Here is a 22,423-nt window from a genome sequence, read left to right on the forward strand (position 1 = left end):
AGCCTCAGCCGAGTGTACGCGCAGAAGTTAGGAAAATTTCCTAACTACCAACTGAGTTCCCGGCATTTGACGGAAGGCTGCTCGACCTGGAGCGTGGCGTGTTCGATGGAGTAATTGTCCGCGAGCAGACCTTGGGCCGCAACAAGGATGTCGGACTGATCGGCACCGTCCACCATGGTCAGATGAGCGGACACGACCTCCATACCGCTCGTGAGAGTCCAGACATGCAGGTCATGGACCTCATCGACACCCGGAAGCCGCGAGAGGTCGGTGGTCATCTTCTTGACGTCGACACCCTCGGGAGCGTGCTGGAAGAGAATGCGCAACGCACTGCGACCAAGTCGATACGCACGGGGGAGAACAAAAAGGCCGATACCGATACCGATGATCGGGTCGGCATAGCGCCAACCGAATGCGAGAGTGACAAGACCGGAGACAAGAACGCCGATAGATCCGATCATATCGGCCATCACTTCAAGATAAGCGCCCCGGACGTTGAGGCTCTCCTTGGCGCCGTCACGAAGCATCAGGAAAGCGACGACGTTCATCAAAAGGCCAACGGTGGCAACGATAGTGACCGGGAGCCCGGGAACCTCGGGCGGAGCCCCGAACCGCCCGACGGCCTCGTAGAGGACCCACCCGGCCACAGCGAAGAGAAGAACGGCATTGGCAAGAGCGGCCAACACCTCGGAGCGGTAGAGCCCGAACGTCCGGCCCTGCCCGGCCTTGGACCGCCGCGCGACGACGATGGCGACGGCGGCGAGTGTGACCCCGAAGACATCGGTGAACACATGCGCGGAGTCAGCGAGAAGGGCGAGAGACGAAGTGACCAGCCCCACGCTGACCTGGAGAACGAAAGTGACAAGACCAAGCCCGACGGCGATCCAAAGCCGCCGAAGATGACGCCCACCAGCAGAAACAGCCTGCTCAGGCGAAACCCCATGCCCATGTCCGTGACCCATCACGCCTCCTCACTCACAGTCAACGTATAGCGACATGCGCATGAATGCAACCCGTCCAACGGTGGCCCACCGAATACCCCCGTGACGCGTACGCTAAGCTTCACAGCGAAGACCAAGCCCCTGTAGCTCAGGGGATAGAGCACCGCCCTCCGGAGGCGGGAGCGCAGGTTCGAATCCTGCCAGGGGCACCGCAAGGTGTGGGCGTGGTCTACAGGCAGTATCTGCAGGTAGACCAGGCCATCCCCAGGATCGACCTGTCACTCGTCGCAGCTCCGGCGGTGGCCCTCACGGGACCCCATGACATGGGGGTGTGACACATTGATCCGCACATTTAACTCACTACTCCGCACCTCGAGCTGTCACGCATGCCGCATACACTGTGAACGTAGTGATGAGCGGGGGACCAGCAGTGGGCGCGCCAGCCGATGGGGCAGTTCGGCTCGTGCAACGAACACTCAGGCTTGTTCGTTGGGCCGCAGGGCGTTTCGAAGGTTCACGATCGAGCCAGAGGTCACCTGACTTCGGTTGATCGAGGTTGGTGCTGGTGGCCAAGTCCGCCAGCCGAAACAGCGGCCAGCATGGAGATGACCGGCCGAGACCGGTCGCCCAACCCACGCACCATGACCGTTCGTGACATGTCCGCTCATGTCACGCCCCGGTCCACGCTGAGCTGCGAAAACTGCCATTGCGCTCCGGGTTTGCCGAACGTTTCGCCTGGTGTTGCTTTCGCCTGGGGGCAACAATCACCGCTCGAACAGCGTTGGTACGCCTTATCTCACGTATCGACGCGGGTGGTGGCGACACCATGAGCACCGCTACACGCCCCCGCAGCGCACCGGGGCGTGTTCGTCCGCGTGGCTGCATCGATGTCCTACCAAGCGGTTCGCTTCGGGTGCGGGTCTATGCGGGCATCGCACCGGACACCCGACGTGCGCGCTACCTCACCGAGACCATCCCAGCAGGCCCCGACGCCGAGCACAAAGCCGAGCAGGCACGACTGCGCTTGATCCGGACCGTCGATCAACGAGACGGACTACGCCTGACAGCGACGCTAGACGAGCTGATCACCCGCCACATCACCTAGATGCCACTCGCAAGCTCCACTAAGGACAACTACCGCGGCTACCACCGCAAACACATCCACGCATTGATCGGCCACCACCCGATCAACGACGCCACCGGTGAGATACTGGGCGAGTTCTACGCCGAACTCGCTCGCTGCCGCGATCACTGCCCCAACAAGCCACAGCATCCACCCACCGCCGGAAGCACCAGTGTCGTCCGCTGTCCGCAGGGAGCATCCGCAAGATCCACTTCTTGATCAGTGCCGCCTACCGTTCCGCCATCCGCTGGGACTGGACCACCACCAACCCCGCCCACCAAGCCACACCACTGTCGACACCACGCCCCTGCCCCCGGCCACCTGCTCCTGACGACGTCGCTCGCATCCTCACCGAGGCCTGGCAACAAGTAGACCCGTTCCTGGCGGTCGCTATCTGGATCGCCATCACGACCGGCGCCCGCCGAGGTGAACTCTGCGCACTACGCTGGTCCGACTTCGACGCCGCCAACCACGTCATCCACATCCGCGCCAGCATCTCCCACACCAGTGACGGCCTGGTCGAGAAAGACACCAAACTGCACGAAGAACGCCGCGTCGTCGTCGACCACGACACGGCCTACCTCCTTGCCGCCTACCACGACCTCCGGCGACAGCGCGCCCTCGCCGATGGCAAGCCCTTGGCCGCAGACGCCTTCATCCTCTCCCTTGCAGCTGACGGCTCGGTATGCCTGGCCCCGGCGTCGTTGGGACAGCGGTTCTGCCGCCTCGTCAGGTCGTTGGGTATCCCCACCACGCTGCACAAGCTGCGCCACTACAACGCCACCGAACTCATCCTCGCCGGCGTCGACCTCCGCACCGTCGCATCACGACTCGGACACCGCGACGCCAGCACCACCCTCACGACCTACACAGCCTGGATCGCCGAAGCCAACCAGCCCGCCAGCACCCAACTACACGACCGGCTCCCCCTGCGCCTGTCCACCCGACCACACCACACGCCCCGCCGCGACACAGCGGTCGCAGCACGGCCGTCACGCAGCCGCGCCTGGGAGATCGCTACCGACCTACGCGACGCCATCACCCACCGACAGCACCGACCTGGCCAGCAACTGCCGCCCATTAAGACCCTGGCCACCTACTTCGGCGTCGCACCGAGCACCATGCACCGCGCAGTCACCCACCTCGCGCAATTGAACCTCGTCACCACCGCTCCCGGCCGCCCCACCACCGTCGTACCGAACCCACCCACCATCCCCGCACGAACACGAAGCGCACTTCCGCCCCTCACCAGCCAGCCACAACACGAACAACCACCACAGCGGTGGCGACCACGTCACTCCCATCAACGCAAGAACACCCGTCGGCCACGCGTTGCCGGGCACATGCCCCTGCATCGCGGCGGCCGGTCTCGAGCCAACGCGTAGCTGTCCCACGATGCACGCGTGAGGTCGCTGTTTGACCGACGAGCGATCAACACAGGCGTCCGCGCACTGACCAGCAGACCTGCCGTGCGTGGTCGATCAGACGTTCGGCCACTGCCGGCTCGAACAGCACTCCGGAGTCGAACGCCTCGGACGAGGTCAGTGAGGGGCTGACTGTCATGTGCGGGCGGTCAGGCGATGAGTGTGAGGGGCGTGGGGCTGAACCGGTCGGACAGCAGGTCGTCGAGCAGGGCGGGTAGTTCGGCGGGCAGGAGCTTGTCTTGGCACTGCCGCAGCTCGTCGGCTGGCCACCAGCGGCGTTCGATCAGCCCGGCCTTCTCGTTCTCAGTGGGCTTCAGTGCGACCTGCGGAGCGGTGCTGGGGGTGCGGCGAGGAACACGTGCTCGACCGCGGTGATGGTCGCGGCCCTTGTAGCGGAAGCGGGATTCGCGTACCCATAGCTCGCGGCCGAGGGCGGTGAGCATGGTTCCGGTCTCCTCGGCGGCTTCGCGGCGGGCCGCGGTCTGGAGGTCTTCGCCGTTGTCCAGTCCGCCGCCGGGCAGTTCCCACCAGTGGTGTGCGGGGTCGGCGGGGTCGAGGGCGTGGATGAGCAGCACGCGGTCGGCGGGGACGAGCAGGAGGACGCGGGCGCCGATGTGGGGCGTGACGGTGCTGGTCGGGACAAACATTCTTCGGCGGGTCCTCGCGGTCTTGGCTGACGGGGCGTGTTGCCCGGCTGCCGAGACGCGAACCGGCCGGTCAGAACAAGGTGGGCTCCGGCTCGGCAGGCATGGCCGCCGTGGCGGGGTCCGACGTAGCAGCGCGCCGGTGGCGGTCAGCGTCAGGCGCACGGCGAGTCCCGAATGGTCGGTGAGCCGGGTGCCGTCCGTCGCGAGTTCCCTGGTCTCGTGGATGTACTCGCAGCCAGTGAGCACCCCGGCCAAGGCTCGGGAGCCGTGCGCGTGGTCGTAGCGGTAGCCCAGGTCCGCGCGGCGGCCCAACTGTGCTCGACCCGGTCGGGGTGCAGGTGCCGGAACAGGTCGAGCAGGCCGTGCCGGTCGGTCAGGCTGGTGTAGAAGGCGTACTCGAAGGGAGCGAATTGGCCCCGGTGCGCCGGGGTGTGGCTGGGTTCGAGCACGTTGAGGTCGCCGAGCAGCAGCAGCGGCGGCGCCGAGCTGGCGGTGGTGTCCAGGGCGCGAGTGAGCGCTGGATCCAGGTCTTCTTGCGGTCGGTTTTCTCGGCGGTGGCATCGCGGGAGGGCACGTAGGCGCCAACGACGCGCAGCGGCCCGTCGGTGGTCTCGACCACGACCCCGGCCGCGCGGGCGGGCAGGTAGTCCAGTGCCGCGCCGAGTGGGTCCAGGGCGGTGCGCAGCCTGCTGACGATCATCACGCCGAGCTCGCCGGGCGCGTGATCGGGGAAGGTCACCGCGTAGCCGGCGGCGGTGAACGCCTCGGCGAGGAACTGGCTGCCCGCGGTGGCCTTGGTCTCGGTCAGCACCAGCACGTCCTCCGGGCGGGGCGGCCAGCCAGCGGAGCTGGCGCTGGGCGCGGTCCAACGAGGGGGCGCCGACGGTGACGGTGATCAGGCTCAGGGTCATGCCGCGCTCTTCTCGGTCAGGACGTGCCGGATGAGAGACACGATCGCCGCAGCGATGGTCTCGGGCGGGTCGGTGGTGGCGTCCAGCGCGGCGACCGCCCAGCCCCGCTGTTCCAGGTCGACCACGGCGTGGACGTACAGGCCGGTTTCCATCTCGCTGTTGTCCGCGGCGCGCTCGAAGCGGCTGTGCCCGCCGCGCGCCCGCAGCCGGGCGTCGATCACGCCCGCGTCTCCGGTGAGGATGACCGACAGGTCCGGCAGTGGTAGTCGAGTGTGCCAAAAATGTAATGCCAACTGGAAGGATCCCTGATGACCTCCCCCGCGCCTCGCAAGTGACCAACGAGCGGAAATGCTGGTCGTAGTAGAGCTCCCAGTACGGGGCCTGCACCCGCGCCGTTGTGGCGCTGCCACTGATGGCTCAGCGGCGGTGGCCTGCGTCGCCGATACAGCGCCGAAACCCAGGAGTGCGGCACACACAGCCCCACTGGCTTGCGGGCGGTGCGGTGTGCCGGCCGAGTGGTTTCGGCCGAAGGTCTTGCTTTCAGCCGAGGCTTTTGAGGTCCACATCGGACAGCTTGAGACTGGCGGCGCGGAGGTTCTCCTCGAGGTGGACGCGGGAGGACGTGCCGGGGATCGGCAGGATCACCGGCGAGCGGTGCAGCAACCAGGCCAGCGCGAGTTGAACCCGGGTGGCTCCGATCCGATCGGCGAGTTCGGTCAGGGCTGCCTCGTGAACCGAGGGTTTGATCGGTAGCCATGGGATGAACGCGATCCCGTGCTGCTCGCAGTACTCCAGCACGTCCTCGGAGCGCCGGTCGGAGAGGTTGTAGCGATTCTGCACGCTGACGATCGGGGTGATCTCCTGCGCCTCGCGCAGTTGCTCGACGGTGACCTCGGAGAGGCCGATGTGGCGGACCTTGCCCTCATCCTGCAGTTGGCGTAGCGCCCCGATCTGGTCGGCGAGCGGCACGGTCGGGTCGACGCGGTGCAGCTGGTAGAGGTCGATCCGCTCCACACGCAGTCGGCGTAGGGACAGCTGCGCCTGCTGGCGCAGATACTCGGGACGGCCGAGCGGGATCCACTCCGAACCGGGGTGGCACTGGCCACCCTTGGTGGCCACCAGCACGCCGTCCGGGTACGGGTGCAGGGCCTCGGCCACCAATTTCTCGTTCTCACCGAGGTTGTAGGCGTCGGCGGTGTCAATGAACGTGACGCCCGCTTCGACGGCACGGCGCAGTATCGCGATCGACTCGGCGCGTTCGGCCACCGGCTGGTCGCGCAGCCGCATGGCGCCGAAGCCGAGCCGGTACGTCGTCAGGTCGCCGATGGTCATGGTGGTTGACAAGGCAGCAGTAGTCACAGCTGCCACCCTGCTCAATAGCCATAGTTAAGACAAGCGACACTTTCTTCGAGTTATTGCGTAGCATTACTACGGTGTTGAACCTTGAACGGCTGCGTGTCCTGGAGGCGGTGTCTGCCACCGGCTCGGTCCGTGGCGCCGCCGACACGCTGCACGTGACGACCTCGGCGGTCTCCCAACAGCTTGGCAGGCTGGAACGCGAGATCGGGCAGAAGCTCCTTGAGCGCAATGGCCGGGGCATCCGGCTTACCGAAGCTGACACTGTGCTCGCCGCACACGCGAGGAGACTGCTCGACCAGGTCGAACGGATCGAAGCGGACCTGGCGGAGCGCCAGGGCGCGGTGGCCGGACGGCTGACCATCGGGGCGTTCGCCACCGCGGCGCGGAGCCTGCTGCCTGACGCCCTGCGCAGGCTGCGAGCCGAGCACCCTGGATTGGAAGTGCGCATGTCGGAGTACGAGCCAACCGACGCGATCCCCCTGGTGCGCCGCGCAGATCTGGATATCGCGGTCGTGCAGGACTGGCCGGCCGCACCGCTCGTGCTGCCTGACGGCCTGTGTCGGCAGTCCCTGCTGGATGACCCGTTCGATGTGGCGCTCCCGGCGGACCATCCTCTAGCCACACGGGAAACGGTGACCTTGCCCGATCTCTCTACAATAGACTGGATTAGTTGGACTCCCGGCCAGATCTGCCACGACTGGTTGCGCCAAACCTTGGCCGAACTGGGCACCTCGCCCACCATCGCGCACACCGCGTCCGATCACTCCACCCAACTGGCCCTGGTCGGCGCTGGCATGGGCGCCGCGATCATTCCTCGGCTCGGCCGCGACCCGGTACCGTCAACGGTGCGGATCGTCCCCATCCATCCCGTCCCGACCCGCCACGTCTACGCGGTGTGGCGAACCACAGCCGACCGCCGCCCGGCGATCCGGGTGGCAGTGGACACGTTGAGGGCGGTCACCGGTTAGCCCCTAAGCCCACGACCTGGGCACGTATTCCTTGGGGTTGAGCGGATTGTGGTCTGCGTGTGGCCGCGACGGCAGGCACGTGGCCAGTTCCTTGCCGAGTCCGTGCTGCTGTTCGTGCTGGGGACGAGGTGGCCGTGGTGGATGGTGCTCGTGATTGCCCCGGTGTTGGGGCAGCGTGCTGGAGCGGCCGTGAGACCAGCCGTTGCGGGCCAGACCCCACCGTGAACGGTCCGGTCGGTGTTGGACACGCCCACTACTCCGGGCATGGGTGTGTCGTTGCGGTGTGGGACGATGGGCGTGATGTGCAGGACGCGGTGATAGGTCGGTTGCCAACGCGATTGAGTTGGTGACGGTGCTGGTCACCGCTGGGCGCCTCGATCGGCGCGGTGCCGTTCCAGGTCGCGAACCGGCCGCGGTCGGGAAATCGAGCGATGTCCCCCACGTCGCCAAGCAAGCGAGCGGCACTGTACGGCCCACTGCCGTACAGCCCCGTCCCGGTGACATCGAGCAATCCGTCCAACTGCTTGAGTCCCGTCGGGACGCACACCATGAGTGAGCCACACTCGATCACCACAGGCGGGCAGCCGAGGAAAGAGCGTCCCGACGGTCACCTCGACCGAGCCTGGCCAGACACCGGCCGTACCGCCACTCAATAAGAAGCCGATGAGCGGAATTTCTACCTTCGTCCATCCCGGCTGTATCGGCTCCGAGGCGCTATATCATATTCCGAGGCAGATTCCTGGCACAGCTACCGGCTGTACCAGGTGAGATGATGATGCGCTCGGCGGGTACGCGGCGATCAACGTGCGAAACTCGATCGAGGAGCCAGCGGCCACAAGGGCTTCGACGCTTTCCCATGTTGCGATGTGAAACCATACCTTGCTGTTGCCGATTCCCCGGAAGAGCCGGGCGTCAATGTACCCGGGTTGTTTTTTCAGATAGTGCGCCTCGGCCGCCCATGATTCCAGGAACTCGGTTCGATGAGTGTTCTCCACGGCGCAGCGGTTGGTTACATACACCGGGCCGGTAGTCTCGGAGGTCAGCTGTACCTCGATCGGGACTGTGGGATCCGGCTGTGGGCCCTGTACGAGCGGCATGACTCTTCCTCTCTGCTAAATGCCGCCGTCAACGGGAAGCGTCGCGGCGGTGATGTTGCGATTCGCCGCGGAGCCCAAGAAGAGAATCGCATTGGCGATATCTTCAGCGGTACTGATGCGGCCGGTTGCGGTTGTTTTCCTGAGGGCGATGACGCCGTCCGGTCCGAGGAACTGTTCCAGTGCCACGCTGGCAATGGCACCAGGGCTGACGAGGTTGACCAGGATCGCGTCGGACCCAAGGGTGACCGCGAGGCTGTGCGCGAGTCCATGTAACGCGGCCTTCGCCGTGCCGGTGGCTGCCTCGTAGGGAAACTGACCCGCGCGGCCATGTGTCCACCCGGTGGAGGAAACGAAAACGATCCGGCCCCACTCGCGTCGATTCATCCAGGGGATAACCATCTGAGCGGTGTAAAAAGTGCCTTCGATATCGGTACGCAGTTTGGCGCGCCATGACCGCACCGGTATGTCCGCGAATGCGGTCCCCGGCATCGAGGCCGGACCGCTGCTCGCATTGGCCACCAGGACATCAATGCCACCCCAGCGATCGGCCACGGTGCGCACAGCCCCATCAATGGTGGATGGATCCGCCAGATCGTAATGGACGGTGATGGCCGTACCGCCAAGTCGTTCCACTTCCTCGGCGATTTTTTCGGCCGCCTCCGGGTGGCTGCGGTATGTGATCGCCACCTTCGCTCCCTCGGCGCCGTAGGCACGGGCGGTGGCCGATCCCACCCCCGCGCCGGACCCCGCAGTGACGAGGACGACCTTGTCGCGCAGTCCGAGATCCACATCCACCCCACGAAGATAGTAGTTATGAAGTAGTACTATTACGGAGAAGGTGCTGCTTGGCAAGTAGCATCTTTGGCGTGGACGACGACACCCCAGCCCCTGCCGCCCCCGGACAGGGCGACCCTGCCCAGGCGATCGCCCTGCTCGCCGGTGAACTCGCCGGTCGAATTCAGGCCCACTTCGCCGCCAGAGCGGCGGAGGTCGGTTTGTCGGTGCCAGAGGCGAAGGCCGTGCTGGCGATTGAACCCGAGGACGAGGTGACGATGCGGGAACTGGCCAGCCGGATGAACGCCAACCCCTCCAACGTGACCGTCGTCGTGGGCAAGCTGACCGTCCGGGGCTTCTTGGCGCACGCGACGGGGGCCGGTGACCGACGAGTGCGGCCGGTGGCGCTCACCGAGAGCGGGACCCTCCTCCGGAAGCGCTTCCAGGACTGTCTCGCCAACAACAACCCTCTCACCGCGGGGCTGTCCGCGGCTGAGTGCCATGCCTTCCGTGACCTGCTCACCAAGGTGAGTGAAGGACACCACTCGGCACCCTGATCATTGGCCTGCGGCGCAGCGCGGCGGTTACCCCGGTGGACGCGGGTGTCCCGTTCGCGTGGTTCACTCCGGACGAGGTCTACGGGCAGGCCAGCCGCGGTATCGACCTGGCGGTGCCGTCGGTCGGTGCGGGCACGCATAGCCCTGCCGGACGAGTCGGGCGCGGTGAGCGAGACGAGAAGGTACACGCGAGAAACCGGTGGCGTTACGCCTCTTGACACGATGCCAGCTGTAATCCGGTGGATTGGCTGGTTCGCGATGCGCACCGCCTGAGAGCAGGGCGGGGAACTCGCGGTCAGGGTCTAACGACCCCGTGCATGGTTACCGATCTTGGTTGATGATCTTGGTGTGGGTCGTGGTGAGGTGTTGTCGAGTCAGCGGGTGACGGGGCTATCGGCTCGGGTGATCGCGGATCTGGCGGCCGAGGTCGGGCCGGTGTGGCAGGCGCGGCAGGACACCCGGCGGCGGCAGCGACGGCGTGCCGTGGGTACGGGCGCGACGTACAAGCTTGCTGGCCCCCTGGTGCATCTGCGGCACGCGACCACGCATGACGTTCTGGCCGTGTGGTGTCGCGTGGACTGGTCCACGATCACCGTGCTATCAACGAAATCCGTCCGCTGCTGGCCGACCGCGGCTGCCGCATCGAGTCAGGAGTACGGCTTCCAACGATCACCGATGTGGTCGCCTATCTGGATCACACCACGTTGACCGGGTTGAGGGACGCCACCGAGATCCGGGTCCGTCGCCCGACCGTGAAGCGCGCCGGGCGGCATCAGTTCATCTCGGGTAAGAGGTCCTAACAGAATCTTTGGACGTGGCGGTAGCAGATGATGCAGGTAGCGAGGCTGAGGAATGCTTCGTGCATGTCATCACGACGCTCCCAGCGGATACGGAGTCGTTTCATGCTGTGATACCAGGCGGATGGGTCGGCCGCGCAGTGAGGTGCCAGCCTGTGGGCTGGTCCTTTTCCGCGCGGCCTCCCGCCGAACCGGACTTGATGGTTTCCCGATCATCCGGCTCTCCAGTGACTACTGCGTGAGCGGTGCGGCTGGTTGTCCCGTGTGGACCTGGTCGTGACAAGGGGCGCAGACCACGAGGGTCTTGCGTCGCCTGTTTGCCATCGCTTTGGCCCACATGAGTGGTCCGGGTTTGCCGAGATCGGCCAGCTTGCGGACGTGGTGGACCTGAACGTCGCCCGTTTGCTGGCAGATCTCGCAAGTGTCCGCGAGAAGCCGTGACACGAGCTCCTTGTGCGGATAGTCAACCCGGACCGGCTGACGGTCGATGACCGTCGCCGTTTTCCGCCGGTGGAGTGGGGTTTCGCCGAACCGTGCGACCAGTGGCTGCCTGCCGTCGCGTTCGATACGCGCCTCGAAGCAGGTGCGTGGCCCGTGCGGTGTCTGGATTTTGGCTTTGTGTTTGGCCGCCATCTTCGACAACGACGAGCGGTGCTTGCCTGCCAGGGTCTTGAGCATGGAGGTCTCCATGACCCAGCGCAGCCGGTGGAGTCGGTCCAGCGGCAGACCGCGTCTGCCGCGCTCACGCAGGACACCCAGCACCGTTGCGGCGTTCTGCATTACGCATACCTCCCGATCTGGTGGTGTCCCGTCACCTGGCCCCCTTCGCCCTGCGGAACGGTTTTCCCGTCCTCCTTGGCCGGTCGTGACTCCGGCGACTACTACGAGGCCTCCGTCGCCATAGGACTCGCGTCCCGCAGGCGATCCCGCGTTCGTCCCTGTTGTACGTGGCAGCGTGACGTAGGCGGCCCACTCATCTCCTTGAACGCCCTCGCTGGGCGTCGCCCCGCGCTCTGGAGGTTGCGTCGGCCACCATCGACTCCGACGCAGAGCACGGCACCGGTTTCAGCAGTCTTTCCGGTGGATGGGAACTTGCATCGACTGGAGATTGGGCTTCAGGCAATCCAGCTTTCGCCGTATCACGCGGGTCCCCCCGGCGCGCCGTCCCTGACCACTGGACCCGGTCACCGGGTTCTCTGGCATGCTCTTGTCCCCTTAGCCTTTCGGCTTCAGGTCAGCCATTCGACCCAGGAACCTCCCTCCAAGTCCCTCCCGGCTGAACCGGGGATACAACAGGGCGCCTCGCGGCGCACATGGTGCGCTCGACGACCCGGCGGATCGTGCCCAGCCCTGAGCCGTGGGCTTGGCCTCGGCGAGCGATCCGTGGAGTGATTCCCCTGGCGCGCAGGCGTCGACGGTACTTGTCATGGTCGTAGGCACGATCGGCGTGGATGGTCTTCGGTCGGCGTCGTGGACGTCCTCGTCGTCCACGCACGTTCGGCACGGCGTCCAGCAACGGCTCCAGTTGAGTGACGTCATTGCGGTTGCCGCCGGTCAGGATGACCGCGAGCGGGATCCGCCGCCCTCGGCCACGATGTGGTGCTTGGAGCCCGGCCGGGCGCGGTCGACCGGGCTCGGTCCGCTTGTGGGCCCCGGCGTGCGGCCAGTGTCCGTAGGACAGTGATGTTCTCCTCGGTTGTCTCGCGAGGCTTGGTGTCCAGGACGTTGACTGTGCCGAATCGGTAGCCGTCGGCGGTGATGATCGGTGCCGCTGCGTAGAACCGGATGCCCAACTCGCCGCGCACCTCGCGGAACTCATGGTCGTCGCCATAGCCCGGGCTCATGTGTGGACTGCGAGCGGGCCCGCGACCGGTTGGTAGCAACCTGCGATTAGGCTGCACGTTTCTCGCCGTTTGTCACTTGACGGTTACGTAACTAGCTAGTTACGGTGGACGCTGTGGAGGTATTCGAGGCACTGGCGGATCCGACCCGCAGGCGCCTGCTCGAACTCGTCGCGGACGGCGAGCACACGGCGGGCGAGTTGGCGGCGGAGTTCGTGGTCAGTCGCCCCGCCATTTCCCGCCACCTGCGCGTGCTGCGCGAGGCGGGCTTGGTGGCGTGCCGTACCGAGGCGCAGCGAAGGCTGTATCGCCTGGACCCGGCCCCGCTGGCCGAGGCAGGCGCGTGGCTCGAGCGCACGAGGAGCAACTGGGCGTCCCGTTTGGACGCGCTGACCCAACACCTGCATCAGGAGGACGAATGACCGACAAGGCGCCAGACCTGGCGGACCGCCGTGGCACGTTGGGCGTTGGCGAGGACGGGCAGTGGCAGATCCGCTTCCAGCGCCGGCTGCGCCATGCGCCGGAGCGGGTGTGGTCGGCGCTGGTCGATCCGGCGCAGCAGGCGGCATGGGTGCCGGGGGTGACGATCGAGGCCACGGTCGGCGGCACGGTGTTGTTCGACTTCGCGGAGCAAGGCAAGGCGGAGGGCGAGGTCCTCGCTGTTGAAGCGCCTCGGCTGCTGGAGCACACGTGGCTCTGGCCGGGCGAGCCATCGGCGACGGTCCGCTGGGAGGTAACGGCGGACGGCGATGGCACGTTGCTGGTGCTGTGGCACCGGCCGCTACGCCGCGACCCGGCCGCGGGTTACGCCGCCGGCTGGCACGTCATGCTGGATGCGCTGGAGACTCATCTCAGTGGTGCCGTGCCGGGGGAGCCGGAGTTTCCCCGTTTGTTCGAGATGTATCGGGAAGGTTAAGCGGACAAGAGCGGCGGCCGGCGCAGCAACCGCTCGCGTGCACAGTCGTCCTTGTTCTTGACCGCCTCCCGGACGCCGCGTCGGCCACCTTGCGGGCCTGGGCGGCGTCGTAGACCACACCGAGGAACTGACGAATCAGACCTCGGTGCCACTTCGCCGTCCGCGTAGAGTCGGCTCGACCACAACCTCGGCAGTCAGATCGACTTGGCGATCTATCATTCCGACGATGACACTGCAGCCCACCGACGAGCTCTCCGCTGCAGCCTGGCTGTATGCGACCGATGTCGGCCCGACGCGGTTGATCACGTTCGGACCGGCGTCGTTCCCCGCGTACGCACGTCTCCGCTATCTGCCCGATCCGGTCCGTCCGGATATGCGTGAGTCGGACGTACGGCTGCCATCTCACCGAACCACCGAGATCGACATAGCCCGAACAGCGTTGGGGGCCCTCGCCGACTACAGCTCCTCCACGCACGACTGCTATGTCTGCGTGTGGGAGGGCGGCGCGACGTTCCGGAATCCTGCACTGACTGGCGGACCCATGGTGGACCTTCCACACCGGCGATACGTCCTGTTCACCGGCACCCTGGGCGACTTGATGGGATGGAGCGACCTGTTCGACTCCGAGGTTCACTCAGCGCCGGCATTCGTTTGGCCGGCGGATCATGCGTGGTGTTTCGCCAGCGACGTCGACCCTCATTGGGCCGGCATCGGAGCCGACCGTGGGGTTGTCGACCGCCTCGTCGCGGACAGGCACCTCGACGTCGTGCATGCGGACCCGAAAAAGCGGCAGCCAACGTATTACTGACCGACCAAACGACCACAGATAAACAGCGCTCGAAGCTTGAAGCGTCGCGCTATGAGCGCGTCTCATGTGGTGAGTTTCTTGTGGCAGGTGAGGGTGAGGAAGGCGGCGAACAGGAGCCTTTCATCGTCACGTCGCCGGCTGAGCGGTGCAAGCATTGCCGGCCTGCTCGCCCCAGCACGACCGTCATGCTCGGCGGCACCTAACCGGCACCCCGCGCCTGCTCGCCTTCGCCACCGGTGTCAGCGCTTGACGCGGGCGCGGATTGCCAGCGCTGCCAGGGCGAGCAGCAGCGGCCCAATGCGCGGCCGGCCATGACTGTCCACGTGCCTGGGCGGGTCAGTGGCGTGCCGCTGTCACGGAACACCACGGACCCCACTGCGATGCGGATGGCCTTGTCCATCCGATCTGCTGTCCACCGCTGTCCTTGCAGAGGCAACAACGTCGGAGCCACGGGCTTGACGTCAACGGTGATCTCCTGGCCTTGTCCGGCGACTGCGGCCGGGACTTTGGCGGTCATCTGCTGCACCGCCGTGCTGGCCGATAGACCGAACTGGGTCAGCAGAGCGAACAGCACCCCGACCAGCAAGACCAACGCGGCCAGCGCGCGCCCGGCGCGCTCGCCGTAGCCCGAATCATCCAATAGAAGGTCAGCAGGACACGTTCACCGCGGCCGGTGTTCTTGGCGTGGCGGCGTGCCTCCATCTCGCGGTAGTAGAAATCGCCCGCGCCGGCCTCGTTCTTACCGTCTTCGAAGGCCTTACGCAGCGACCGATACAACACCGCCAGCCGCTCCGGCCCTACCACTCGCGCAGCAGCAACGGCGTCATCGGAGTGACGGGAAACGCCGAGGTGGGGGACGTTCGTCGTCCAGCCGCCGGACTTGCGGCGCGTGGCACGCCACGGATGCTCCTCAGCCAGTACCCGTCGGGGTGACCACCGCCAAATCGGCAGCCACGCCCATCCTGCCTGCCACCCGCGCGGTGGCAGGTTGAACGGACTACGTCCCTCCAACCGCAACTTGTCCAGCTGATGCCCCCCGGGGCACACAAAACATGGGCAACATCAACAACCGGGCGGCTGGTCGTCGAAGACATCTACCGGGTGTGAGCACCAGCCGTCCGGCCGGTGCTGCCGCGCGACCTCGAGCCAGCAGAGGACCTTGCCAACGGCCGAGTAGATCAGGCCGTCGAAAGGTGCGAACGGCAGTCGGCCGGATCGGCCGCGCGATCCTCGGGTGCGTCCTCATGGACGACAGTCCGCGTGGCTGAGCTGATCCCCTCGGCGGTGATTTCTGCGCCGCTGCAGGGGATCCGTCAGAGAGGGCGGCAGCTGCGATCCCGCGTCGGTCCGGTTGAACGTCGTGCCCGGCGGCACGATCGCGTCGATACGATCCAGCACATCATCGTCCAGTTCGAGTTCCGCGGCGGCAAGCAACGTGTTCAGCTGCTCCGGTGTGCGCGGCCCGATGATGGCGGAGCTGACGGCCGGATGCGTCAGCACGAACCCGATCGCGAGCTCCGGCAAGGAAAGCCCGATCTCGTTCGCGAGCGTGAGCAGGTCCTCCACGGCGTCGAGTTTGTGGACGTTGGCGGGCAGGGTGGGGTCGAAGCGGTGCGGATAGCGGGCCGGCCTACCGACACCAAGGTCGATCGGCTGGTCCCGGCGATAGCGACTGGTGAGCATCCCGCCCGCGAGCGGCCCCCAGGTCAGCACACCCATGCCGTAGCGCTGACATGTCGGCAGGACGGCTTCTTCGACGCCGCGGGCGAGGAGCGAATAAGCGGGCTGTTCGCAGCGGAACCGTTCACGCACCCGTTGCTGCGCCACCCATTGCGCTTCGACGATCTGTTCGGCGGGAAAGGTTGACGAGCCGATCATGCGGACCTTTCCCGCGTGAATGAGATCGCTGAGCGTGCCGAGCGTCTCATCGATATCGGTGTCTGGGTCGGGCCGGTGCACCTGGTAAAGGTCGATGTAGTCGGTACGCAGCCGCTGCAGGCTCCCCTCGATCGCGCGGGTGATCCAGCGCCGGGAATTGCCAGCCTGACCGGTACCCGGACCCAGCGGGAAATGCACCTTGGTCGCGAGCACGACGTCCTCGCGCCTGCCGGCGAGTGCCTTGCCGACGATGACTTCTGACTCGCCCGCCGAGTAGGCGTCGGCGGTGTCGATGACGGTGACCCCGGCGTCCAGCGCGGTGTGGATGACGCGGACGGCTTCGCCATGGTCGGGGTTACCGTCGGCTCCGAGCATCATCGTGCCCAGGCACAGCCGGCTGACCCGCACGCCTGTCCTGCCCAACGGGTTCAACCGCATGGTGAAGCTCCTTCCGTGGTGAGACGAGCCGCTTGGCAAGTGCGAAACACGCCAGGCAGCACAACAGACCGGCCACGGCGCAACCAATCCACAACACGCCGGGGTGGACTGAGTAAAGGAAGGCTCCGGCGGCGGTAGCGACGAATTTCCCGACTCCCGTGCCCCAGCCGAGCAGGGCCTGGTAGCGCCCCTGCGCACCGGCCGGTGCGCGGTCGGCGACCAGCGCTGAGACGATCCCGCCGGCCCCTGCCTCCCCCAGCGTCCACAGCAGCACTATCCCGAGATAGTCCGTAGGAGTGCGAGCCAATCCGGTCATCGCCATCCCGGCGCCGACCACAAGGCCAGACGCAGCGAGCACGTGCAACGGTTCGAACCAGCACAGCAACCGGGCGCACAACGGTTGCAGAACAACGATTCCCAAGCCATTGACGATCGCGACCAGGCCGTACATACCGACACCGAGCCCGGCGTCACGCACCGCAAACGCCACGCCGACCGTGCACTGCGTGAGCACGGCGACAAAGCCTGCATTCACGACGACGAGCACCAGCACGGTCCGGTCCCGCACCGCCAGCCCATAACCCTCGATCCGCCGTTGGGAGCCGCGAGTGTCGTGCCGTACTCCCACCGCAATGATCCCCGCGAAGACCAGGCATGTTCCGGCGTCGAGCACGAACAGCAGCCCGTATCCATGCGACGCGAGCAAGCCACCGGCCGCGCCCGCGATCGGAAACCCAAGGTTGACCGCCCAGTACACGAGCCCAAACGCACGCATCCGCTGGGCCGGCGGCACGATGTCGGTGAGCAGGGCCGCGCTCGCGGGCCGGTAGATCTCGCCAACCAGCCCCAGCAACCCTGCAGTGACGGTGAGCCAGACCCAGTTCGTGACCACACCGAACAGGCACAGGCAGGTGGCCGAACCGAGCATCCCGGCAACGAGCGTGACACGGGCGCCGAAGCGGTCCGACAATGCGCCGCCGACCGGCTGGCTGATCAGCCCAGTACCACCGAACACCGCCATGACCAGGGCCGTCTGCCCGGCGTCGAGACCACGGGCAGCCAGGTAGAACACCAAGAAGGCGACGACGACGTTACCGATCCTGTTCGCCAACTGGCCCGCGAACAGGATCCAGAACGCCTTCGGCAACTGGTTCGTGGACACCCGAGGATCCTGCGGCGGGCACTACCGATGGCCTAGCTTCTTAGTGAGAGCTAAGAGGATAGGTCACATGCTGGAGCTGACGTTCACCGCTGACGATCTGGTGCGCACGCGTTTCGCGATCTCCCCGCTGTGGGAGGTGGTGGCGAGCGTTCGCGCGTTGCGCGACCCGGCCCGTGCCGCCCTGCACCTGCCGTGGGTTCGGACGGTGCACGCCAGCCTCGATCAGGTCGATGTCGGCCTGCTGCTGGACCTGGTACCGCTGACCGGCCGGACCCCGGACTTCGTCACGGTGCCCCCAGCCACACCGCTGGCCGAACTCGCGGAGGAACTGGACCGCTTGCGGTCAGTGCGCCCCGCGCAGGTGCGCGCCGATCTGGAGGACACCGGGATATCGCGCAACGCGGCGTTGACCGCGTTGTACACCGATCCGGAGGCGGGGTTACGCGAACTCGTCGAGACGATCCAGCGCTACTGGGACGTGGCCCTCGCACCGCATTGGCAACGGATGCGCACGTTGTTGGAAGGTGACGTGTTCCGCCGGGCACGCCAGATCACCACCAGCGGCGCACAGGAGTTCTTCGCCGGGGTACACCCCGACGTCCGCTGGGAAGCCGACCGGCTGTACGTGTCACACCGCCCGTACTCGCACTCGCGCTCAGCGCGCGGTCTGGGGCTTCTGCTCGTACCGTCGATATTCGCGTGGCCACAGGTCTTCACGCTCACGACGGCCCCGTGGCAACCGACACTGCTGTACCCGGCCTACAACATCGCGGCACTGTGGGAACGCGGGCGGGCCGAATCCGACGCGCTGGCCGGCGTCCTCGGCCGTACCCGCGCGAGCCTCCTGACACAGCTGGACACACCCGCTACCACCACCGAGCTCGCGAAACGGCTGGACCTGACCACCGGCGGCGTATCGCAGCATCTCACCGCGCTGTTGCGAGCCGGGCTGCTGACCAGCCACCGCGATGGCAAGTACGTCAGCTACACCCGGACCCTCACCGGAGACGCGCTCGTCGAAGCCGGAAGGACGCGAACGGACAAGCCCTTACCCAACCCGGCAGATTGCCCCGCCACCGCAATCCAGGCCCACCGGCACACGCTCCGTCATCAACTAGAAACGAGGCGATTCCACCCTGAGGCGCGAGGCTCATAGGCACGGCAGAACGCCAAACGTGACCCTCCAAATCGTGCCGCAGGCAGCCGGACCGCACAGCGGGCTGATGGGATCGATGACGTTGCTGTCATTCACCGATCCAGATGAACCGGACATCGTGTACACCGAATCGGTACTTCGACCACAGCCGGAGCAGCGCAGAAGCTGGAGAAAGTCCTCGACACCAAGTACTCCCGTGCCCACGACCACAAGGGCGGTGACACCATCCGCCATATGGAGCCCGGCGACGACTTGCTCTGACCGGCGGGGCGTGCGCAGGGGCCAGCGTGGTGATGGACCAGTGGTCAGTCGAGCAGTTCGTTCAGTCTGGCGGCGTGGTCGTCGATCCGCCGGTTGATTTCGCGCCCGACCTGCTTCTCGTGTTCCGGGAGGGTGGGGAACTCACGACCGTCGGCGAGGTCCTCCAATTCCTGGATCTCCTGCTCGAGCGTGGTGATCATGTCGTTAGCCAGGTCGAATCTGTGGGGATCGACCAGCCCGAGTTGTCGTTGCAGTCCGAGCCGTGCCTTCACCTCGGCGAGGCTGGTCCGGAGTCCGGTGATCATCGCTTTCGTGCTGGCGGGCGGGCGAGGCCGTGCCGAACTGGGCTCCCTGTCGGCCCGGACTGTCGCGTGCCGCCCGGTCTCGACGGTTCCCGCGAGGCGATCTCCGGTCAGTGCCAGCGGTGGGTTCTTGCGGGTGACCGCCACCTGCTTTCCCTTCACGGCCCTGACAACGCAATCGGAGAACCTCAGCCCGACCGAGTCGCTGACGGTCACCGGTTCGGGGGTGGCGGTGAACGTGCAGCGCTCGCAGTGACCGCCCGCGCCACGCACCACGAGTCCTTGCTTGGCGGGGCCGATCTTGCAGTCGCGCAAGGTCGGGGTCGCGCCCTTGGCCACTTTGACCGCGATCCCGTCCGTGGCTGTGATCTGGCAGCCGTCGAGCAGAGTGGAGTTGCCCACGCCCGTGATGGTCACCGCTGTCTGGTACTCCGCGTAGATCAGGATATTGCGCAGGGTTGCCGACCCGGAGATCACAATGGGGTGGTATTTCGCGACCAGCCGCACGGTGCCGGTGCTTTCCGCTGGACGTACCTCGACCCCTGCCGGGATGCGGACCCGGTCGACGCAGCGGTACCTGCCGGGCTCGAGTTCGATGGTGTCGCCAGGGGAGGCGTTGCGAAGCGTCTGCTTCAGCTCGGCGTAGGTCCGCGCGCGCAGCACGTGCGGTCCCGGGCCGTCGGGTTGGACGCCGATCTCGTCCTCGTCGCCGTTGTCGAGGGACCGACACGCGACGAACGTGGCTTTGTCCAAGGTCTTGAAACCCATGGACCGGTTGTCTTTGGCGGTGCACCTGGTGAAGGTCGCGGTACCCCCGGAGACGCTGAATCCGGACTGGCGGCTGCCGATGGCGGTGCAGTGCTCGAACTCGGCCGTGCCATCGGCGATCCACACGCCATTGGCCATCGCGCCGACGGTTTCACAGTCAGTGAAGACGCCGGTGCCGCCGTGTACCTGAATGCCTTCTGCCCTGGTGTCCGCGATCGTCAGGCCGGTGGCTGCGACTGTGCCGCCGGACAGCATGAGACCCTTGTTCCCTCCGCGCACGAGCACATTCGTGAGCTCCATCCGGCTGCCGCTGTGGACCGTGAGTGCCGCGTCGGTGGCGTTGGTGATGGTGCAGTCGCGAAGGTCGGCCGTCGATCGGTCTTCCATGACCTCGACACCTGAACCGTGAACGTCGCATCGCGTGAACGTCGCCCGGGCACCGTCCATCACGAGGACACCGAGCGAACCGGAGCCGGAGAATGTGCACTGGTCGAAGACCGCCTCGACCCCATCGCCGTCGATGCGGGCAATCTTCGCCCTACTGGCCTCGTTCGACACGGCGATGCCGCGCACGGTGGCGTTCGCCGTGAGCTGCAGCGGGATACCCGGCGAATGTCTCAGGTGGACGCTTCCAGGTTCTCCGGCCGCGCAGATCGTCAACGGTTTCTCCACGGTGATGGAGTCCTCGGTGTACGTGCCGGGCTCGATTTCGATGGTATCCCCGGCGCGGGCGGCGTCGATGGCCGCGCTGATGGTGGGGTATCCGTCCGTGCCGACGCGCCGCACCGTGTCCTGGCGCCGTGTGCTGGACGGTTTCGCTTTGGGCACTGGCGGTCTGGGTTGGGGAGCTGGCGGTTTCGCCCTGAGAGCCGGTGGTCTGGGTGTGTTCCTCTCGGGGACAGCCAGTGGATCCGGGCTCGCGACGCCGACACCGTCGGGCCTGCCGTTGCCATAGGAACTGCACCTGGTGAGCTCCACCGCGGTGTAGAACGAGAATCCCTGGTCCGCGTTGTTGTGCGCCACGCATTCGAGGAACTCCGCGGCACCACCCACCACCAGGAACCCCGCACGATCGGAGTCAATCGCCTCGCAGTGTTCGAAGCGGGCCTTACCGGCCGTCATCCACACCGCGGGTCCCTGCGTTCCGGTGATCCGGCATTCGGTGAAGACGCCGTCGCCTCCGCTGATCAGGATGCCCTCCGGGGCGGTACCGATGATCCTGACCTTGTGGGCGTGCAGCACACCGTCATCGGTGATCTCCAGTGCGGGCCCGCCGCCGTGGATCACGCTGTCAGTGATGGTGACGCTCCCGTTCCCGGTCGCCGTGACCGAGCCACCGGCGATCTCACATTCGCTCAGGGTGAGTACTGTGTCACGGTCGGTGGCCACCGCCGCCTGTCGCCCCGGACCGGTGAAGGCGGAATTCAGGACGGTCGGAGTCGCGCCCGCCATCGCGATCACCGACTCCAACGCGACATCGAAGAACGCACACCGCTCGTAGAAGCCCGCGGCCGCCTCCACCCGCAGGCCATGGGCCGCCGGACCGATCCGGCAATCGGCGACCAGCGGGTCCGCGCCGCCACGAACCCGGATCCCCACGCTGTGCGGCGCCCGGATGTCGCAGTTCGAGATACTCGGGTACACATTCCGCCCGGCGACCTCGATGGCCGCCCAATCCCACCCGCTGCCCACCAGGCTGAGGTCGTGAATGGCCGCGTCGGCGAGAACCATCAGCGTGTTGCCCGTGGCCGCGGTCAACGTGACCGTGCCGGCTCCCTCGCTCGGCCGGACCTCGACCGCCTTGTCGATGACCACTTCCCCGTCATACGTGCCGGGCGCGATCTCGATGACATCGCCGGAGCGTGCGAAGCGCAACGCCGAACCCACGTCGGCATAACCATCCCCGCCGACCAGGAGAACCGCGGGTTTCGTCATCGGACCGCTTCCCTCAGTTGGGTCACTTGCCCGTCTCCCCAGTAGACACAAGATCAGGTTATCGACTTGACCGTGCTCGTTGTAGACCACGATTTCCCCGTCCAGGACTGCGGCCCGACCGTCCAGTGCGTCGGGGAGCACCCCGGTCAGCATCAAGAACTCGTCGGTGAAATCCAGGCCGTTACGACTGGTCAGCACAGTGGTGCCATCGGGCGCGATCCTCATCGCGCAGCGGTAACCGCCCCACTTGACCTCGTAGGCCAGGTGCGGACCGGTCGGTAGTGCTGTGACCGGAATGGTTCACCGGGGTGTCGTTGAGCGGTGATGGCGTGCGACCGGTTCGATGGCGGTGATGTCGTT

The 22,423-nt window shown here is 66.3% G+C and carries 22 protein-coding genes, 1 tRNA gene and 3 pseudogenes; 11 read left to right on the plus strand and 15 right to left on the minus strand.

All coding sequences use genetic code 11. The annotated features are described in order from the left end of the window. Positions 1-44 precede the first annotated feature (44 nt). On the minus strand, positions 45-962 hold the full coding sequence (locus tag ALI144C_RS13650; protein WP_076987459.1) for a cation diffusion facilitator family transporter: 918 nt from the start codon (positions 960-962) through the stop codon (positions 45-47). Positions 963-1,078: 116 nt separating this feature from the next. Here ALI144C_RS13650 and ALI144C_RS13655 point away from each other — a divergent pair. The 3 genes from ALI144C_RS13655 to ALI144C_RS13665 all read left to right on the plus strand — a co-directional run bounded on the left by ALI144C_RS13655 (position 1,079) and on the right by ALI144C_RS13665 (position 3,449). After that, positions 1,079-1,150: transfer RNA gene (locus ALI144C_RS13655), tRNA-Arg, on the plus strand. Between the two features lie 704 nt (positions 1,151-1,854). After that, entirely contained in the window at positions 1,855-2,046 is a 192-nt protein-coding gene (locus ALI144C_RS56265; protein WP_076987460.1) for a hypothetical protein, read from the plus strand. A gap of 233 nt (positions 2,047-2,279) precedes the next feature. Further along, complete coding sequence (locus ALI144C_RS13665; protein WP_076987461.1) at positions 2,280-3,449, plus strand: tyrosine-type recombinase/integrase; 1,170 nt, start codon at positions 2,280-2,282, stop codon at positions 3,447-3,449. A 188-nt stretch (positions 3,450-3,637) separates the two neighbouring features. On the opposite strand, the gene ALI144C_RS57385 is transcribed toward ALI144C_RS13665, so the two are convergent. The 4 genes from ALI144C_RS57385 to ALI144C_RS13685 form a co-directional block, all read right to left on the minus strand. After that, positions 3,638-4,447, minus strand: coding sequence for an NUDIX domain-containing protein (locus ALI144C_RS57385; RefSeq protein ID WP_237774124.1), 810 nt, complete (start codon positions 4,445-4,447; stop codon positions 3,638-3,640). Between the two features lie 61 nt (positions 4,448-4,508). Continuing rightward, positions 4,509-4,946, minus strand: coding sequence for a hypothetical protein (locus ALI144C_RS57390; protein ID WP_237774125.1), 438 nt, complete (start codon positions 4,944-4,946; stop codon positions 4,509-4,511). A 96-nt stretch (positions 4,947-5,042) separates the two neighbouring features. Continuing rightward, the gene (locus tag ALI144C_RS13680; protein WP_193441186.1) at positions 5,043-5,339 is read right to left on the minus strand and encodes a hypothetical protein; all 297 of its coding nucleotides are present in this window, start codon (positions 5,337-5,339) and stop codon (positions 5,043-5,045) included. 247 nt (positions 5,340-5,586) lie between these two features. Continuing rightward, a complete protein-coding gene (locus ALI144C_RS13685; RefSeq protein WP_076987463.1) occupies positions 5,587-6,378 on the minus strand; it encodes an aldo/keto reductase in 792 nt (263 codons plus the stop codon). A 101-nt stretch (positions 6,379-6,479) separates the two neighbouring features. On the opposite strand from ALI144C_RS13685, the gene ALI144C_RS13690 reads away from it, so the two are divergent. Continuing rightward, a complete protein-coding gene (locus ALI144C_RS13690; protein ID WP_076987464.1) occupies positions 6,480-7,373 on the plus strand; it encodes a LysR family transcriptional regulator in 894 nt (297 codons plus the stop codon). A gap of 253 nt (positions 7,374-7,626) precedes the next feature. On the opposite strand, the gene ALI144C_RS59000 is transcribed toward ALI144C_RS13690, so the two are convergent. The 3 genes from ALI144C_RS59000 to ALI144C_RS13705 all read right to left on the minus strand — a co-directional run bounded on the left by ALI144C_RS59000 (position 7,627) and on the right by ALI144C_RS13705 (position 9,265). Next, positions 7,627-7,923: a transposase gene (locus ALI144C_RS59000; protein WP_143230627.1), complete on the minus strand. Its 297-nt coding sequence runs from the start codon at positions 7,921-7,923 to the stop codon at positions 7,627-7,629. Between the two features lie 169 nt (positions 7,924-8,092). Beyond that, on the minus strand, positions 8,093-8,470 hold the full coding sequence (locus tag ALI144C_RS13700; RefSeq protein WP_076987466.1) for an antibiotic biosynthesis monooxygenase family protein: 378 nt from the start codon (positions 8,468-8,470) through the stop codon (positions 8,093-8,095). A 15-nt stretch (positions 8,471-8,485) separates the two neighbouring features. Next, on the minus strand, positions 8,486-9,265 hold the full coding sequence (locus ALI144C_RS13705) for an SDR family NAD(P)-dependent oxidoreductase (protein WP_202818937.1): 780 nt from the start codon (positions 9,263-9,265) through the stop codon (positions 8,486-8,488). Positions 9,266-9,336: 71 nt separating this feature from the next. On the opposite strand from ALI144C_RS13705, the gene ALI144C_RS13710 reads away from it, so the two are divergent. Both ALI144C_RS13710 and ALI144C_RS54280 read left to right on the plus strand, forming a co-directional pair. Further along, positions 9,337-9,801 carry a MarR family winged helix-turn-helix transcriptional regulator gene (locus ALI144C_RS13710; RefSeq protein ID WP_076987468.1) on the plus strand — a complete coding sequence of 155 codons (465 nt, stop codon included), beginning with the start codon at positions 9,337-9,339 and terminating at the stop codon, positions 9,799-9,801. A gap of 35 nt (positions 9,802-9,836) precedes the next feature. Further along, positions 9,837-10,019, plus strand: coding sequence for a hypothetical protein (locus ALI144C_RS54280; protein WP_143230629.1), 183 nt, complete (start codon positions 9,837-9,839; stop codon positions 10,017-10,019). Between the two features lie 810 nt (positions 10,020-10,829). On the opposite strand, the gene ALI144C_RS57400 is transcribed toward ALI144C_RS54280, so the two are convergent. The 3 genes and pseudogenes from ALI144C_RS57400 to ALI144C_RS58660 all read right to left on the minus strand — a co-directional run. Further along, a complete protein-coding gene (locus ALI144C_RS57400; RefSeq protein ID WP_168211239.1) occupies positions 10,830-11,378 on the minus strand; it encodes an HNH endonuclease in 549 nt (182 codons plus the stop codon). Between the two features lie 535 nt (positions 11,379-11,913). Continuing rightward, positions 11,914-12,251 (minus strand): annotated as a pseudogene (locus ALI144C_RS13730) (transposase); the annotation flags it as partial. Positions 12,252-12,268: 17 nt separating this feature from the next. Beyond that, positions 12,269-12,442 (minus strand): annotated as a pseudogene (locus tag ALI144C_RS58660) (GAF domain-containing protein); the annotation flags it as partial. 113 nt (positions 12,443-12,555) lie between these two features. Here ALI144C_RS58660 and ALI144C_RS13740 point away from each other — a divergent pair. From ALI144C_RS13740 to ALI144C_RS57405, 3 genes are all read left to right on the plus strand, one after another. Then, the gene (locus ALI144C_RS13740; RefSeq protein ID WP_076987469.1) at positions 12,556-12,861 is read left to right on the plus strand and encodes an ArsR/SmtB family transcription factor; all 306 of its coding nucleotides are present in this window, start codon (positions 12,556-12,558) and stop codon (positions 12,859-12,861) included. Then, complete coding sequence (locus ALI144C_RS13745) at positions 12,858-13,355, plus strand: SRPBCC family protein (protein WP_076987470.1); 498 nt, start codon at positions 12,858-12,860, stop codon at positions 13,353-13,355. Before ALI144C_RS13740 ends, ALI144C_RS13745 begins: the two co-directional genes overlap by 4 nt. A gap of 226 nt (positions 13,356-13,581) precedes the next feature. Beyond that, the gene (locus tag ALI144C_RS57405) at positions 13,582-14,163 is read left to right on the plus strand and encodes a hypothetical protein (protein WP_076987471.1); all 582 of its coding nucleotides are present in this window, start codon (positions 13,582-13,584) and stop codon (positions 14,161-14,163) included. A gap of 199 nt (positions 14,164-14,362) precedes the next feature. Here the strand turns inward: ALI144C_RS57405 and ALI144C_RS13755 are convergent, their stop codons facing one another. The 3 genes from ALI144C_RS13755 to ALI144C_RS13765 all read right to left on the minus strand — a co-directional run bounded on the left by ALI144C_RS13755 (position 14,363) and on the right by ALI144C_RS13765 (position 17,626). Beyond that, complete coding sequence (locus ALI144C_RS13755) at positions 14,363-14,803, minus strand: hypothetical protein (protein WP_076987472.1); 441 nt, start codon at positions 14,801-14,803, stop codon at positions 14,363-14,365. Positions 14,804-15,405: 602 nt separating this feature from the next. Then, a complete protein-coding gene (locus tag ALI144C_RS13760) occupies positions 15,406-16,479 on the minus strand; it encodes an aldo/keto reductase (RefSeq protein ID WP_076987473.1) in 1,074 nt (357 codons plus the stop codon). After that, complete coding sequence (locus ALI144C_RS13765; protein WP_168211240.1) at positions 16,397-17,626, minus strand: MFS transporter; 1,230 nt, start codon at positions 17,624-17,626, stop codon at positions 16,397-16,399. Before ALI144C_RS13765 ends, ALI144C_RS13760 begins: the two co-directional genes overlap by 83 nt. Positions 17,627-17,708: 82 nt before the next feature. Between ALI144C_RS13765 and ALI144C_RS13770 the strand changes: the two genes are divergently transcribed. Both ALI144C_RS13770 and ALI144C_RS59005 read left to right on the plus strand, forming a co-directional pair. Continuing rightward, a complete protein-coding gene (locus ALI144C_RS13770) occupies positions 17,709-18,797 on the plus strand; it encodes an ArsR/SmtB family transcription factor (protein WP_076987475.1) in 1,089 nt (362 codons plus the stop codon). Positions 18,798-18,864: 67 nt separating this feature from the next. Next, positions 18,865-19,155, plus strand: coding sequence for a hypothetical protein (locus ALI144C_RS59005; protein WP_441297557.1), 291 nt, complete (start codon positions 18,865-18,867; stop codon positions 19,153-19,155). On the opposite strand, the pseudogene ALI144C_RS13780 reads toward ALI144C_RS59005, so the two are convergent. Continuing rightward, a pseudogene (locus ALI144C_RS13780) lies at positions 19,103-22,345 on the minus strand (right-handed parallel beta-helix repeat-containing protein); the annotation flags it as partial. The gene ALI144C_RS59005 and the pseudogene ALI144C_RS13780 sit on opposite strands and share 53 nt — an antisense overlap. Between the last annotated feature and the right edge of the window lie 78 nt (positions 22,346-22,423).

The sequence above is a fragment of the Actinosynnema sp. ALI-1.44 genome, assembly GCF_001984155.1.
Taxonomy (GTDB): Bacteria; Actinomycetota; Actinomycetes; order Mycobacteriales; family Pseudonocardiaceae; genus Kibdelosporangium.

Bases quoted from the DNA above. Each gene is read 5' to 3' on its own strand.
- ALI144C_RS57400 (WP_168211239.1), bottom strand. From the start codon at position 11,378: ATGCAGAACGCCGCAACGGTGCTGGGTGTCCTGCGTGAGCGCGGCAGA.
- ALI144C_RS13760 (WP_076987473.1), bottom strand. From the start codon at position 16,479: ATGCGGTTGAACCCGTTGGGCAGGACAGGCGTGCGGGTCAGCCGGCTG.
- ALI144C_RS13650 (WP_076987459.1), bottom strand. From the start codon at position 962: ATGGGTCACGGACATGGGCATGGGGTTTCGCCTGAGCAGGCTGTTTCT.
- ALI144C_RS59000 (WP_143230627.1), bottom strand. From the start codon at position 7,923: ATGGTGTGCGTCCCGACGGGACTCAAGCAGTTGGACGGATTGCTCGAT.
- ALI144C_RS13745 (WP_076987470.1), top strand. From the start codon at position 12,858: ATGACCGACAAGGCGCCAGACCTGGCGGACCGCCGTGGCACGTTGGGC.
- ALI144C_RS59005 (WP_441297557.1), top strand. From the start codon at position 18,865: ATGGGATCGATGACGTTGCTGTCATTCACCGATCCAGATGAACCGGAC.
- ALI144C_RS13700 (WP_076987466.1), bottom strand. From the start codon at position 8,470: ATGCCGCTCGTACAGGGCCCACAGCCGGATCCCACAGTCCCGATCGAG.
- ALI144C_RS13770 (WP_076987475.1), top strand. From the start codon at position 17,709: ATGCTGGAGCTGACGTTCACCGCTGACGATCTGGTGCGCACGCGTTTC.
- ALI144C_RS13685 (WP_076987463.1), bottom strand. From the start codon at position 6,378: ATGACCATCGGCGACCTGACGACGTACCGGCTCGGCTTCGGCGCCATG.
- ALI144C_RS57405 (WP_076987471.1), top strand. From the start codon at position 13,582: ATGACACTGCAGCCCACCGACGAGCTCTCCGCTGCAGCCTGGCTGTAT.